A 13,873-nucleotide genomic window follows, 5' to 3' on the forward strand; every position below is an offset into this window, starting at 1 on the left:
CCGTCCGCGGCATCCCGTGCACGTTTTGCCGTCCGCGTAGAGATCAGTGCCGCTTCCGGAAGATGGAACGCCAACGGCCCGGCACCTCGCAGGTACCGGGCCGTTGTCTCGGTGTGCGCCGCAACGCAGCGAGGTCACGCCGGAGCGGTATCAGCTTCCTTGGCTTCGAGGGAGCGGCGGTGCATTACGCGCTTCTCCTGCTTGCGGATGTCAGGCTCGTTCATCCGAAGCATCGCGTACATGGGAGCAGCAACGAACACGGTGGTCAGCGTGCCGATGATGATACCGACGAAAAGCGCCAGTGAAAGGTCCCGCAGGGTGCCCGCGCCGAGCAGCATCGCGCCGATGAAAAGAATTGCAGCGACTGGCAGGACGGCAACAACGGAGGTGTTGATCGACCTGACAAGTGTCTGGTTGACCGCCAGGTTGACCTGCTCTCCGAAGGTCCGCTTGCTGGACACCTCCAGATCTGCCGTATTCTCCCGAATCTTGTCAAAGACCACGACTGTGTCATACAGCGAATAGCTCAGGATCGTCAGGAAGCCGATGACTGCCGATGGAGTGACTTCGAAGTCACTGAGCGAGTAGATGCCGGCAGAAGTCACCATCACCACCACCAGCGCCGCCATTGCCGCAACCGACATCTTCCAGGTGCGGAAGTAGATCGCCATCAGCGCCGCGGCGAGAGCCACAAAGACAACCAGACCGATGATCGCCTGGCGGCTGACATCCTCTCCCCAGGTGGGCCCCACGAAGTTGGACGTGACGTCTTCCTCCGTGACGTTATAGGCGCCGATCAGCCCATCACGCACGCTCAGGGTTTGGTCATCGCTGAGTCGTTCCGTCTGGATACGCATGGTTTCCGGGGCAATGTTGGTTACCCGCGGAACCGCTTCCGGCACCACCTCGGTGACGGCTTGTTCGCCCGCGGCGACGGAAGTGTCCTGCACATTCGAGACGGTGAATTCTGACCCACCGCGGAAGTCGATGCCCAGGTTGAACCCACCCTTGATCACCGGAACCAGCAGCGAGAGCAAGATCGCCACACCGGCGATCATGAACCACAGGTTGCGCTTTCCAACGAAGGGATAGGACCGCTTGCCGGAATACAGTTCGTTTCCGAATTCGGCAAAACTGAACCGGCTCATCGGTTGTCCCCTTCCTTGGTTCCGCGTGCTTGCGCACTGACGGTCTTTTGTTCTTCAACGGCCTTCTGCTGTTCAGCCAGGCGCCGTTCAGCAATAGTCATGCGCCGCTCAGCTTCACCCGCAGCGGCCTTGTTCCGGCCGCGCAGTTCAACTGCGGGCCGCTCTACCGGCTTGTGCCGCACCCGGCCGGCTCCGCGGTACAGCGGAAGCACGCCGAGTCGCGAGGGATCAAGCCCGGACCAGCGGTGACCCTCGCCGAAGAACCGGGTCATGGCGAGCAGTCGCATTACCGGGTGGGTGAACAGGAACACGACAACGAGGTCGGCGATTGCCGTCAATCCAAGCGTGAACGCGAAACCGCGCACGTTTCCGACGGCCACGAAATACAGCACGACGGCGGCGAGAAGGTTCATGGCCTTGGACGCCAGTACGGTTCGCTTGGCACGCCGCCACCCGTTCTCGACAGCCGGGACCAGACCACGGCCGTCACGGAGCTCATCCCTGATGCGTTCGAAGTACACAATGAATGAGTCTGCTGTCTGACCGATTGCGACAATCAGCCCCGCTACACCGGCGAGGGATAGCCGATAGTTTTCTGTCCAGCCGAGGATGCAGATTGCCAGGTAGGTAAGCACCCCGGCCACCACGAGCGAGGCGATCGTCACCAGGCCGAGCATCCGGTACTGGAAGAGCGAGTACACAGCGACGAGAACCAGCCCGATCACGCCGGCGATCAGACCGAGTCGCAATTGGTCGGCTCCGAGCGTGGCGGAGATCTGCTGTTCACTCTGAATTTCGAAGCTGATGGGCAAAGCACCGTACTTCAGCTGCTCTGCGAGAGCTGCTGCCGATTCCTCCGTGAAGCTGCCGCTGATCTGCGGACGCCCGTCAGGAATCACTGCGTTGGTGGTGGGAGCTGAAACAATAACGCCGTCCAGCACGATGGCGAACTGGTTCCGTGGATCTCCCGGACCGATGGCGAACAACCGCTCGGTTACTTCGCGGAAGGTCTCGGTACCCTCCTCGTTGAAGTCGATGTTGACGACCCACTCATTCAGGGTCTGGCCCTGGGCACTGCGCGCCATGCCGTAATCGGCTGACTCGATCTCAGTGCCGCGAACCTCGACCGGACCGAGGATGTACTTCCCCTGTGTGTCCGGCTCGCAGGCAACCATCGGCTGGTCGGCGGGAGCCGGCTCGACTGCAGGCTCAAGTGCCTCCGGACTGGTGCAGTCAGTCGACTCGAACTCCTGCAGAAGCTCGGGGGTTATCCAGTTGGGATCGCTGGCACCAGTCGGTTCGGCACTCGGAGTGGGAAGCTGGTCTTCGGGCGTCGGCGTCTCAGCCGCCGGGGCAAGCCCAGGGCCTCCGAAAAGCACGGGCCGGAACTCCATCTGGGCCGATGCCTGGATCAGTTCCCGCGTCTCCGGTTCAGGGATGCCCGGGAGCGCGACAATGACGTTCTGTCCCGACTGCGTGCTGATCTCGGCCTCGGCGACACCGCTGCCGTCGACGCGCTGCCGGATGATCTCGACCGCCTGGTCAAGCTGTTCGGGGGTTATTTCCTCGCTGCTGCCCTGTACCTCGGGTGCGAGGATCATCTGGGTACCGCCCTCGAGGTCGAGGGCGAGCTTCGGTGCCCAGCTGGCGTTACTCCACAGCGAGCCTCCGCCGAGCAGCAAGGCGAGGAGTGCAAAGACTACGCCGAGCCATACGAGGGTACGTTTGGCGGCGGAGCCTGGGCCGGTTCGTGCCATGGTGCGTGAATCCTTTGGGTGTTGGAATTCGAGACGTGACGGGCCGAAGGAGTACGGCCGTGTCGCAGGTTACTGGTCTTTGTCGTTTCGGTCGCGCGCGTTTTCCCTGTTCAGCCGCTCGGCTGACTCTTCCGGTGTCTCTTCGCGAAGCGGGCGGTCAGCATCGCTGAGCGGGTCCGTCAGTGAGGAGGCGTCGTCGGGAACGCTGTGCTCTTCCTCGACCACCGGTTCCGGGGCGACCACCTTGCTCAGGGTCTGGGAGTGAACGGTCGCGGTAACACCCGGGGAAAGCTCGATAAGGGCCTTGTTGTTGTCCTCGTCGAGGGAAACGATGGTGCCGAAGAGACCGAAGTTGGTCATGACCTCGGTACCCGGGACCATCTGGGTGCGCTGCTCCGCGACCTGCTTTTTCATCTTCCGCTGCTTGCGGAACATGGTGAAGATCAGAAAGGCGAGAGCCAACGGGAGGAGCAGGCTGAAGATGTCAAACCCGCCACCCGTCTGCTCGGTGGTCTGGGCAACTACATTTGCGAGCACAGAGAAGATCCGTTCCTATATTTGGTCAGCACAGTCGGCTGCGGTGCAGGTGATTCCGACGCTGAAGTTCCGCGGCTGCGCGCGGTCCGCGGGAGCACTGCCTGACTATTAAGCCAGCAGTGTTTCCAAAGCTTTGACCGTGCGCTGCGCCACACGTCAGAACAGTCTACGGGGAATGGGCCTCAACTTTCGCACTAGCCGCTGTTGCGGCTCCATTCCGTTTCGCTCCCGAGCGCCATTTCGACCCCGGAAACGGGATCATCCTCGTAGACCGGGAAAAGTCCTTCGGGCATGGCTGCTGCGATTGATGCAGGCATGACCAGACCCAGATGTTCCCACGCAGCTGCTGTGGCGATTCGCCCGCGCGGCGTTCTGCCGAGCATCCCCTCGCGCACGAGATACGGCTCGGCGACCGTTTCCACGGTCTCGGGTTCTTCCCCTACTGCAATGGCCAGAGTGGACAGTCCCACCGGCCCTCCATTGAACTTTGTCACAAGCGCCGTCAGCACAGACCGGTCGAGGCGGTCGAGTCCTTTGGCGTCAACCTCGTACATATCCAGAGCGGATCCGGCGCACCGTGCATCGATGACGTCCACGCCGTTCACAAGTGCCCAGTCACGAACGCGCCGGAGGAGGCGGTTCGCGATTCTGGGGGTGCCGCGGGAACGTCCGGCTACCTCAGCAAAGGCTGCGGAGTTGACCCGCATGTCCATCATCATGGCCGAGCGCCGGAGAACGAGCTCAAGCTCCGCCGTGGAGTAGAACTCGAGATGGCCGGTGAATCCAAACCGGTCGCGCAGCGGACCCGGCAGCAGCCCGGCGCGGGTGGTGGCGCCGACCAGGGTGAAAGGTGGCAGATCCAGCGGAATCGCTGTTGCGCCCGGCCCTTTGCCCACGATGATGTCTACCCGGAAGTCCTCCATTGCCATGTACAGCATTTCTTCCGCAGGGCGCGACATGCGGTGGATCTCGTCGAGAAAGAGCACCTCCCCCTCGGTCAGCGAGGACAAGATAGCGGCGAGGTCTCCGGCATGCTGGATGGCGGGGCCTGAACTGATGCGGAGGGGCGCATTCATCTCCGCGGCGATGATCATCGCCAGGGTGGTCTTTCCGAGCCCGGGAGGTCCGGAAAGGAGAACATGGTCCGCGCTGCGGCCACGCATCCGGGATGCTTCGAGGACGAGGGACAGCTGGCGGCGCACTCTTGCCTGACCGACGAAATCATCCAGGTTCTTCGGCCGCAGGGCTGCCTCGACCGCCCGGTCCTCCGGATCCACGGCCGGCGAGACAAGGGGCTGTTCCTGATCTGTCATCAGTTCACCGAAGCCCGTGCCGAGCTGCGGGCGCCATCCTGGCCCAGCCGGCGCAGTGTGAGCTTCAGGATCGAACCGACATCCCCAGATGCCGCAATCTCTGGAGAATCCTTCACTGCGGCGTCGATGGCTGAGCCGGCGTCCTTTTCCGACCAGCCCAGACCCATCATCGCGGCGAGAACCTGTGACTGCCAGGCGCCGGAAGCTGTAGTTGGGGTATCCGTCTCAAGCGGAATGAGTTTGTCAGCGAGTTCAAGCACAATGCGTCGCGCGCCCTTGGGGCCGATCCCCGGCACCTTGCTGAATGCTTTGTCATCCCCGGACGATGCGGCGGTGCGGATGGCCGCCGGGGCGTACACCGCGAGCACCGCCAGCGCCAACCGTGGGCCTACGCCGCTGACGCCCAGCAGTGTCTCGAACACCTCACGCTCGTCGGCATCCGTGAATCCGAACAGGGTCATGGAATCCTCGCGGACTATCAGCGAGGTGTTGAGTCTGGCCTGGTTGCCAAGCCGGAGGGTGGAAAGAGTCTGGGGCGTTGCCTGTACCTGCATTCCGAACCCGTTGACGTCGAGTACGGCCGAGTGCAGGCCCACATGGCTTACGGTCCCGGTCAGAGAACTGATCATGCGCTGGGCTCCAGATGCTGAGAATCGAAACGAATATCACCGAACATATCTACGAATCAGCGTACGTCCCGGCGCGGACTATCCGGCGCCGCCACACCGATGTACTCCGGCACGCAGACTACCCGGGAGTAGGTTCATCGCCGTTGACGCGCCTTCGCTTCCGCTTCCGCCCACAGCCGTTGGGCTGCGGTCTGGCCAACCCCACCCTGGCTTCGGGCTGAGGACGTAGTTCCGGTTCGCCAGGCGTGCGTGATGGCAAGTGCCAGTGCATCAGCGGCGTCGGCAGGGGTGGGCGGCGTTGCGAGGCGAAGGATTTTCGTCACCATCTTGGTCACTGCGGCCTTGTCAGACTGGCCGTTACCCGTCACTGCCGCCTTGACCTCGGTCGGTGTGTGAAGCGCTACCGGAATGCCCCGCCTCGCCGCCGCCGCTATCACCACGCCCGAAGCCTGAGCGGTACCCATGACGGTGCTGACGTTGAGCTGGCTGAAAACGCGTTCGACGGCGAGCACCGCCGGTGAGTGCGTGTCCAGCCACACATCCACTGACTCGGCGATCATCAGCAGGCGGCGATCGAGGCTGTGGTCAGCCGGCGTACCGACCACACCGACCGCCACCAGAGTGGCGCGCCGGTTCGGTTCGACATCGACCACGGCAAGTCCGCAGCGGGTCAACCCCGGGTCAACACCCATGACCCGCAGTGTCACGGGTGTCCCCCAAGATGGGCGGAGCGGAAACTAATCGTCGCTCTCCAGCTCAGCGAGCACGTCATCGCCGAGCTCCGCATTCGAGTACACGTTCTGGACGTCGTCGAGCTCTTCGAGCGCGTCCACGAGCTTGAGGAACTTGCGTGCGGCGTCCGCATCGAGTTCAACCTGCATCGACGGGACAAACTCGACCTCGTCGGTCTCGTATTCGATACCGGCTTCTTCGAGACCCGCGACGACCGCGCGGAGGTCTGTGGGCTCGGAGTGAACGTCGAATGATTCACCCGACTCCTTCACCTCTTCAGCGCCTGCGTCCAGGACTGCCATCAGGACATCATCCTCCGACAAGTCTTTCTTCGGCAGGGAGACTACGCCTTTGCGCGCGAACAGGTAGGCGACCGATCCGGGATCAGCAATTGATCCACCGTTTCGGGTAATGGCGACCCGGACCTCCGAGGCTGCACGGTTCTTGTTGTCCGTGAGGCATTCGATGAGCAGCGCCGAACCCTGGGGTCCGCGCGCTTCATAAATGATCTCTGAGTAGTCGACGACTTCGCCGGTGAGCCCAGCGCCGCGCTTGACCGCCCGGTTGATGTTGTCGATGGGAACGGACGTCTTCTTGGCCTTCTGCACGGCAAGCTCAAGGGCCGGATTGCCCGCCAGGTCAGCGCCGCCGGCGCGGGCCGCCACCTCGATATTCTTGATCAGCTTCGCGAAAGACTTGGCGCGCTTGGCGTCAATCACGGCCTTCTTGTGTTTGGTGGTAGCCCATTTAGAGTGCCCCGACATGCTCTGCCCTTCTTTGTGCGATCAACGATAGGAAAAGCTCATGGATGCGATGCTCACCGGTCACTTCCGGGTGGAAGCTCGTGGCGAGCAGGTTTCCTGAGCGAACTGCAACAATCCTAGCGACCGGCTGTGCCCTGGCACTGTCACGCCCAGTGTGGGCACCGTGCTCGGCGGGCGGCGTATCCGGTGCCTCGACCTGTGCGAGGACCTTCACCGACTCCCCTACCTTCTCCACCCACGGGGCCCTGATGAACACCGCGTGGACGTCGGAGCCGTTCCCAGGCAGTTCCTCAAACGGGAGGTCCGTCTCGAAGGACTCGCGCTGCCTGCCGAAGGCGTTGCGGCGGACCACGATATCCAGGCCCCCGATGGTCTGCTGGGGATTGCCCGCCAGGTCAACGGAGGGATCAGCAATGGTGTCCGCGAGCATGATCATTCCCGCACAGGACCCGTAGACCGGGAACCCTTCGCGGATGAGTTCGCGCAGCGGTTCGGCGAGCCCGAACGCGCGGGTCAGCTTGTCCATGGTGGTCGACTCCCCGCCGGGGATGATAACGCCCTCGACCTGCTCCAGCTCGCTGGGGCGCCGGACGGCTGACGCCTCTCCGCCCAAGGATTTGATCACCCGGATGTGCTCGCGTACGTCGCCCTGCACTGCGAGAACGCCAACGCGCAGGGCGGCACCGCCAAGGGAAATGGTGGAAGTCACCGACCCAGTCTAGTTTGGCGCTGGGACTGTCGGGCGCCATACCGGGTAGGCAACGAAAGCGCGATAAGTTAGACACCATGTCTGGTCTGTCTACCTTGAGCGTGCCCCTGGGCAAAACAGTTCGGGCGCTCACGCGTCTGCGCGGCGGTGGTTCGGCGTTTCCCGGTCTGGTCGTCGAACGAATCGATCCAGGCTTCATGGCGCGGGCGCTGCGAAACCTGCCCAAGGGCATCATCGTCGTCAGCGGCACCAACGGGAAGACCACCACCACCAAGATGGTGGTCGAACTCCTTGAGGGCCAGGGGCTGAAAGTCTTCACCAACCGGACGGGAAGCAACTTCACCAGGGGCGTTGCCGCCGCGCTGCTCGGCGAGGTGGACTGGCGCGGACGGCTGAGAGCCGACGTCGCCGTCCTGGAACTGGACGAAGCCCACGCCGTCCACTTTGTGAATCTGGTCCCTCCGACCCATTCTCTGCTGCTCAATGTCCTCCGGGATCAGCTTGACCGCTTCGGTGAGATCGACAAGACCACCAAGCTGCTCGAGCACATCGCAGTAAAGACCACCGGCACGGTGGTATTGAACCGGGAAGATCCGCGGGTCGCTTCAATTGCACCATCGGTCCGCAACGCCGCGGTGGCTTATTTCGGGCTGGCTGAATCTCTCCGGGACACCTTTCCCAGCGATGATGACCTTCGCGGCGCCACAGGAACAGCACCAGCCTCTTCCCTGCCCGCCGACGTCGTGCTTGAAACGGTCGAATCCAATACCGCTACGTTCAGCATGGACGGCGAGGCAAGCACCGTCGACCTGAGCCTCCGCGGCGTCTACAACATCTTCAACGCCGCCGCGGCGCTCGCAATGGCGAGGATCATCCTGGGCGGTGAGGCACAACGCGACGCGATGCTGCGCTCGCTCGCAGCGGTTGAGCCGGCCTTCGGACGCGGGGAATCCCTGCTGGTGGACGGCCAGCCCCTGGAGCTTGTCCTGGTGAAGAATCCGAGCGGCTTCCGCCTGGGCCTGAAGTCCTTCGATGCTGCAGGCTACGCAACCATGATCGCGATCAATGACAATTACGCCGATGGACGGGACATGTCATGGCTCTGGGACGTTGATTTCGACAGCCTGCGGGCCGGCGGCGTGGACATGGTCAGCGGCGTCCGCGCATATGACATGGCACTGCGACTGCAGTACGACGACGTCGCCGTTCAGGACATCGATCCTGACACCGGATCAGCACTCCGCAGGTTCATCCGCGGTGCGAAGGACCGCCCGAAGCGGATCTTCTGCACCTATACCGCGATGCTCGCGATCCGCAGGGACCTGTCCAAAATTACCGATGTGAAGGTGGTTTCATGAGTTCCGGCACTCCTGCGGGCTCTCCCGCTAACCCGCCCGCGAGTAAGGGCGCCGTTCGGATCCTGCAGCTCTATCCGCGGGACATGAACATCTATGGCGACTGGGGCAATGTGCTGGTGCTCAAGCAGCGCCTCGCCTGGCACGGGTATGAGGCGGTGATCCTCGAACACAATGCCGGGGACACCTTCCCTTCAGACGTGGACATCCTCATCGGCGGCGGCGGACAGGACAGCGGGCAGGTTGTAATCCAGCAGGACCTGCAGTCCAATGCAGCCCATCTTCGCTCGCTTGCCGGGGACGGTACGCCCATGCTCGCGATCTGCGGTCTTTACCAGCTTTTCGGAAACTTCTTCAAGACCCATGACGGCACAGTGATACCCGGGATCGGAATCCTGGACATCGAAACGCATGGCGGGTCGGAGCGGCTGATCGGGAACGTGGTCGCCCGGAGCGAGGAGTTCGGCGACATCCACGGCTATGAGAACCACAGCGGTCAGACCTTCCTCGGTCCAAACGTCCGTCCGCTCGCCACCGTGACCAAGGGTGAAGGCAATAACTCGAAGGAGGACCATGAAGGAGCCCGGCACCTCAACATCGTCGCCAGTTACCTCCATGGCTCACTGTTGCCGAAGAATCCCGCGGTTGCCGACTTCCTGATCCGTGAGGCGGTGACTCGCAAGTACGGCTCCTTCGAGCCGGGCGATGTCGATGACAGCCTTGCCGAGCTGGCGCGCCGCCACGCTGCTGCCCGGCCGCGCTGAGTCGGTTCCGCTTAGTCTTCCTCGGTCACCAGCCACTGGTGCGCGCCGTCTTCGGACGCGCCGTAAGTCTCCACCGTTGCCAGCGTTCTGGCCTTGACCGCCGCTTCATGCTCCGGGGTTGAGCAGGAGCCCGGCTCCTGGTCTGGAGCCAGCGAACACCAGCGGTACGGATCCCGGACGATCACCGACGGCACCCAGGCCAGATCGCTGACTGTCCACTGACCCGACTCATCGGCGGCGAACTGCGCCCGGATGGTCAGCCCCTCATTGTTGACGTCATATACCGGTGACAGCTCGGTGACCCCATTGCCGAGACCGTAGACGATCCAGGTGTCGTTGTAATACTCGATCGGCAGCACCGAGTGCGTGTGGTGGCCATAGATGAAGTCGACCGCCCCGCTGTCGGCAAGGGCATGGGCGAGGTCGATCTGCTGCTGGTTGGGCAGCGAGGCGTACTCATCGCCGGCATGGATAGCCGCGATAACGACGTCGGCTCCCTCCTCGCGCGCCCTCTCCGCCTTTGCGATCATGGTGGGCGCGTCGAGCATGTCCACCTGCCACGGGAATTCCGGAATCAGGCCGTTCAGACCGTAGGTGGCTTCGATGACTGCAACCTGCGCGGCCGGCGTCTCGAGGATCATCAACTCCTGGGCGTCCGCTTCGGTGCGGTAGGAGCCGGTGTGTTCGAGTCCGAGCCGGTCCAGGGTGTCCAGGGTGCGCACCAACCCTTCCGTACCGGCGTCGATTGTGTGGTTGCTGGCCGTGGTGCACGCCTGGTATCCAACGGCCTTCGCGGCGTCGAGGATCTGCGGTGGGACGTTGAACTGGGGGTAGCCGCTGAAGGGACCCTCAGGCGTCGCTACCGGCGTTTCCATATGGCACATGGCGAGATCACTCGCCTCGATGTAGGGACGCTGTCCAGCCAGAAGCGGCTCGAAATCAAGAGTGCCCTTGCCGGTTTGCCGCGCATCGACGGCTGCCTGGTCCCACAGTTGGGGGTGCACCAGAAGATCGCCGGAGGCCATGAAGGAGAAGCAGCGGTCCGTCGGGCAGTCCGGCCCCTTCCCGGGCGTCGGCTCGGGGGTAGGTTCCGGAGCCTCGGAGGAATTTGAGGTGGCCGGCGCAGAGGAGGCGGCGGGCGCAGAGGAGGCGGGCGCCGTCGTCGTCGTTGGTTCTGAGCCCTGGGTGGTGCGCCCCTCACCTACTCCCATGCAGCCCGAGCAGGCAAGCGTGAGGGCCAATCCCAGCGCTCCCCACGTGCTCCGATTTCGCGTCCGTCCAGACACAACGACCTCCCTTGATGATGACTTCCAATGATAGGTGCGACCGGAGGGGAACCTGAGGATGAACCCACCGAAGCGAACACGGGATGCAAACGGGCTTGCCTGCTGGAGCGGTGCCGCTCGTTATGCCAAGGTTGGTTACCATGAGCAACCCTTTTCAGAATCCGAGCACCCTGCCGTTCCAGTTGCCTCCCTTCGCGCAGATCCGCGAGGAAGACTTCCTGCCGGCGTTTGAAACCGGTATCCGGGAGCACCTCGCTGAGATCGAGGCGATCATCGCCGAGCCTGAGCCCGCATCCTTCGACAACACGATCGTGGCAATGGAGCGCGCCGGGCAAGCGCTTCGCCGCGTCGCGCTGGTGTTCTTCAATAACTCATCCGCTCACTCCACTGAGGGAATCCAGGCGGTGGAGACGGAGATCGCCCCGTGCCTTGCCGCGCATGAAGACAACATCTACCTCAACGCTGCGCTCTTCGCGCGCGTGAATGCAGTTGAGACATCCGGGCTCGACGCTGAGTCCGCACGTCTGGCCGACGAGTACCGGCAGCGCTTCGTTCGCGCCGGCGCCCAGCTCGACGACGCCGCGCAGCACCGCCTGCGCGAACTGAATGGCGAGCTCTCCCGGCTCAGCACCGAGTTCGGGCAGCGGCTGCTCCGTGACACGAATGCGTCTGCCCTGCTTGTCGACGACGCTTCAGAACTCGACGGATTGTCCGCGGACGACATCGCCTCTGCAGCAGACGCCGCCGGTGCCGCCGGCCACCCGGACCAGTATCTCCTGACGCTGATCCTGCCGACCTCCCAGCCTGCACTGGAGTCCCTGACCAACCGGGAAACCCGCCGCCGCCTGCATGAAGCGTCCGTCAATCGCGGGTCCCGCGACAACGCGGACAACACCATCCGCGTCGCCGCGGAAATGGCGGCACTGCGGGCTGAGCGGGCGTCCCTGCTGGGTTTCACCAATCACGCCGAGCTCGCCACTGATGACCAGACTGCGCCGTCACTGGATGCTATCCACGAAATGCTCGAACGCCTTGCACAGCCGGCTGTCCGGAATGCACGCGCGGAAGCTGAGCAGCTCGAGGACGTGGCAGGTCACCCGGTCGAGGCCTGGGACTGGTCGTTCTACTCCGAGAAGGTCCGCTCCGAGCGGTACGACGTGGACCTCGCCGCCCTGCGCCCCTACTTCGAGCTCGACCGGGTACTGAATGACGGCGTTTTCTTCGCGGCGAATAGGCTCTACGGGCTCACTTTCCATGAACGGGAAGATCTTCAGGGGTACCACCCCGAGGTACGGATCTGGGAGGTCCGGGAAGAGGACGGCTCCGAGTTGGGGCTCTTCCTCGGCGACTACTACACACGGGACACCAAGAACGGCGGCGCGTGGATGAACTCCTTCGTGGAGCAGTCGCGCCTTGGCGGAACCCGGGCCGTCGTGGTGAACAACCTGAACGTGTCCAGGCCACCCGCGGGTGAACCCACACTGCTGACCTTCGACGAGGTGCGGACCACGTTCCACGAGTTCGGTCACGCACTGCATGGGCTCTTCTCGGATGTCACGTACCCGTTGTTTTCCGGAACGAGCGTTCCGCGGGACTTCGTGGAATATCCTTCACAGGTCAACGAAATGTGGATGCTCTGGCCGGAAGTGGTCAGCAACTATGCGCGCCACCATCAGACCGGTGAGGCGCTCCCTCAGGAGATGATCGACAAGCTCGTAGCCGCCAGGAAATGGGGTGAGGGTTTCGCCACCACCGAATACCTGGGTGCTGCTCTTCTCGACCTCGCGTGGCATGAGCTGCCGCCGGGCACCACGGTGGAGGACCCGCTTGCTTTTGAGAAGCAGGCACTGCACGACGCCGGCGTGGACTATGCGCCCGTCCCGCCGCGGTACCGCACCGGATACTTCAAACACATTTTCGCGGGCGGCTACTCAGCGGCTTACTACGCCTACATCTGGAGCGAGGTTCTGGACGCGGACAGCGTCGAGTGGTTCAAGGAATCGGGCGGGCTGACGCGGGAGAACGGAGAACATTTCCGCAGGGAACTGCTTTCACGCGGATACAGCGTTGACCCGCTGGATGCCTTCGCTGCCTTCCGTGGCCGCGCAGCCAGCATCGATCCCCTCCTCGAGCGTCGAGGGCTGGCTGAGCAGTCATGACCACCATCGCCGGTTGCCAGCGCCTGCAGCGCGCCTGGTTCGCTGCCATGGCGCAGGCAACCGGCGGCCGCACCTTCTCCACGCACGAATGCGACTGGATCTGGCTGCCTGCTAGGCGTGAGCTCATGCTGATGTTTCCCACCACGTTGTCCCCGGCAGGGTTGCGGCCGGGGCTAGCTGAGGGCGTCCGGTTGGGTGCCCGCACAGTGGGCGTGTGGCTCAACGGCGCAGTTCGGGGCAAGGAGCTAGCCGACTTCGGGTTTGAATCCGGCTGGCAGCCTTGGTGGATGAGCGCGCCGGTCGAGGCGCTCGCCGGCCTTGACCCGGCAGGAGCCGCGATCACCACGCGCGTGCCCGAGTACTCCGGTCCGCTCGCTGCGGAACTGGCCATTACCCGCGCCGAACCGGCGAAGGCCTGGCATGCGCTCGCGCGTGTGGGTGAGATGCCCGTCGGCGCCGCCTATTCCTTCTATGACGGAGCGGCCGCTGACGCCAGAGCCGTCGGTGGGATCTTCAACATGGAGGTGCTCCCCCAGTTCCGTCGCAGCGGCCTTGGCACGGCGCTCCTTTCAGCGGTGGCGCAGGAGGCTACGGCTGCGGGGGCGCAGGAACTGGCGTTGAACGCCACGCCTGAGGGGTATGAGCTATATTCCCGCCGCGGATTCGAACTCATTGGCCGCGGACAAACGTGGTGGCTGCACCTCCGTTGAAGCTTGGTGG

14 protein-coding genes are annotated in these 13,873 nt (G+C 63.5%); 5 read left to right on the forward strand and 9 right to left on the reverse strand.

Features of this window, described 5'->3' with window-relative positions; all coding sequences use genetic code 11:
* Nucleotides 1-134 precede the first annotated feature (134 nt).
* The 8 genes from secF to pdxT form a co-directional block, all read right to left on the reverse strand.
* Nucleotides 135-1,148 carry a protein translocase subunit SecF gene (gene secF / locus ABFX19_RS11115; RefSeq protein ID WP_056547443.1) on the reverse strand — a complete coding sequence of 338 codons (1,014 nt, stop codon included), beginning with the start codon at nucleotides 1,146-1,148 and terminating at the stop codon, nucleotides 135-137.
* Nucleotides 1,145-2,905, reverse strand: coding sequence for a protein translocase subunit SecD (gene secD, locus ABFX19_RS11120; RefSeq protein ID WP_346028312.1), 1,761 nt, complete (start codon nucleotides 2,903-2,905; stop codon nucleotides 1,145-1,147). Before secD ends, secF begins: the two co-directional genes overlap by 4 nt.
* 69 nt (nucleotides 2,906-2,974) lie before the next feature.
* On the reverse strand, nucleotides 2,975-3,442 hold the full coding sequence (locus tag ABFX19_RS11125; RefSeq protein WP_277358373.1) for a preprotein translocase subunit YajC: 468 nt from the start codon (nucleotides 3,440-3,442) through the stop codon (nucleotides 2,975-2,977).
* Between the two features lie 194 nt (nucleotides 3,443-3,636).
* Nucleotides 3,637-4,755, reverse strand: a complete 1,119-nt coding sequence (gene ruvB, locus ABFX19_RS11130; RefSeq protein WP_277358374.1) for a Holliday junction branch migration DNA helicase RuvB — start codon at nucleotides 4,753-4,755, stop codon at nucleotides 3,637-3,639.
* The gene (gene ruvA / locus ABFX19_RS11135) at nucleotides 4,755-5,384 is read right to left on the reverse strand and encodes a Holliday junction branch migration protein RuvA (protein WP_277358375.1); all 630 of its coding nucleotides are present in this window, start codon (nucleotides 5,382-5,384) and stop codon (nucleotides 4,755-4,757) included. The genes ruvB and ruvA overlap by 1 nt, the downstream gene beginning before the upstream one ends.
* A 134-nt stretch (nucleotides 5,385-5,518) precedes the next feature.
* Complete coding sequence (gene ruvC / locus ABFX19_RS11140) at nucleotides 5,519-6,091, reverse strand: crossover junction endodeoxyribonuclease RuvC (RefSeq protein WP_277358376.1); 573 nt, start codon at nucleotides 6,089-6,091, stop codon at nucleotides 5,519-5,521.
* Between the two features lie 30 nt (nucleotides 6,092-6,121).
* Nucleotides 6,122-6,880, reverse strand: a complete 759-nt coding sequence (locus ABFX19_RS11145) for a YebC/PmpR family DNA-binding transcriptional regulator (protein WP_056547429.1) — start codon at nucleotides 6,878-6,880, stop codon at nucleotides 6,122-6,124.
* Nucleotides 6,864-7,589, reverse strand: a complete 726-nt coding sequence (gene pdxT / locus ABFX19_RS11150) for a pyridoxal 5'-phosphate synthase glutaminase subunit PdxT (RefSeq protein WP_277358377.1) — start codon at nucleotides 7,587-7,589, stop codon at nucleotides 6,864-6,866. Before pdxT ends, ABFX19_RS11145 begins: the two co-directional genes overlap by 17 nt.
* Before the next feature lie 86 nt (nucleotides 7,590-7,675).
* Between pdxT and ABFX19_RS11155 the strand changes: the two genes are divergently transcribed.
* Together ABFX19_RS11155 and ABFX19_RS11160 are read left to right on the forward strand one after the other, a co-directional pair.
* On the forward strand, nucleotides 7,676-8,947 hold the full coding sequence (locus tag ABFX19_RS11155) for a MurT ligase domain-containing protein (RefSeq protein WP_346028423.1): 1,272 nt from the start codon (nucleotides 7,676-7,678) through the stop codon (nucleotides 8,945-8,947).
* A complete protein-coding gene (locus ABFX19_RS11160) occupies nucleotides 8,944-9,708 on the forward strand; it encodes a type 1 glutamine amidotransferase (RefSeq protein ID WP_277358378.1) in 765 nt (254 codons plus the stop codon). Before ABFX19_RS11155 ends, ABFX19_RS11160 begins: the two co-directional genes overlap by 4 nt.
* A gap of 11 nt (nucleotides 9,709-9,719) precedes the next feature.
* On the opposite strand, the gene ABFX19_RS11165 is transcribed toward ABFX19_RS11160, so the two are convergent.
* Complete coding sequence (locus tag ABFX19_RS11165) at nucleotides 9,720-10,733, reverse strand: CapA family protein (RefSeq protein WP_346028313.1); 1,014 nt, start codon at nucleotides 10,731-10,733, stop codon at nucleotides 9,720-9,722.
* Between ABFX19_RS11165 and ABFX19_RS11170 the strand changes: the two genes are divergently transcribed.
* The 3 genes from ABFX19_RS11170 (at nucleotide 10,732) to ABFX19_RS11180 (ending at nucleotide 13,863) form a co-directional block, all read left to right on the forward strand.
* Nucleotides 10,732-11,025, forward strand: coding sequence for a hypothetical protein (locus ABFX19_RS11170; RefSeq protein WP_346028314.1), 294 nt, complete (start codon nucleotides 10,732-10,734; stop codon nucleotides 11,023-11,025). The two genes, ABFX19_RS11165 and ABFX19_RS11170, sit on opposite strands and share 2 nt — an antisense overlap.
* Nucleotides 11,026-11,134: 109 nt before the next feature.
* Nucleotides 11,135-13,153 (forward strand): M3 family metallopeptidase, encoded by a 2,019-nt coding sequence (locus ABFX19_RS11175; RefSeq protein WP_346028315.1) that lies wholly within the window; start codon nucleotides 11,135-11,137, stop codon nucleotides 13,151-13,153.
* Nucleotides 13,150-13,863: a GNAT family N-acetyltransferase gene (locus ABFX19_RS11180; RefSeq protein WP_277358381.1), complete on the forward strand. Its 714-nt coding sequence runs from the start codon at nucleotides 13,150-13,152 to the stop codon at nucleotides 13,861-13,863. The genes ABFX19_RS11175 and ABFX19_RS11180 overlap by 4 nt, the downstream gene beginning before the upstream one ends.
* The last annotated feature ends 10 nt before the right edge of the window (nucleotides 13,864-13,873 follow it).

The organism is Arthrobacter parietis (assembly GCF_039530425.1).
GTDB lineage: Bacteria > Actinomycetota > Actinomycetes > Actinomycetales > Micrococcaceae > Arthrobacter_D > Arthrobacter_D parietis.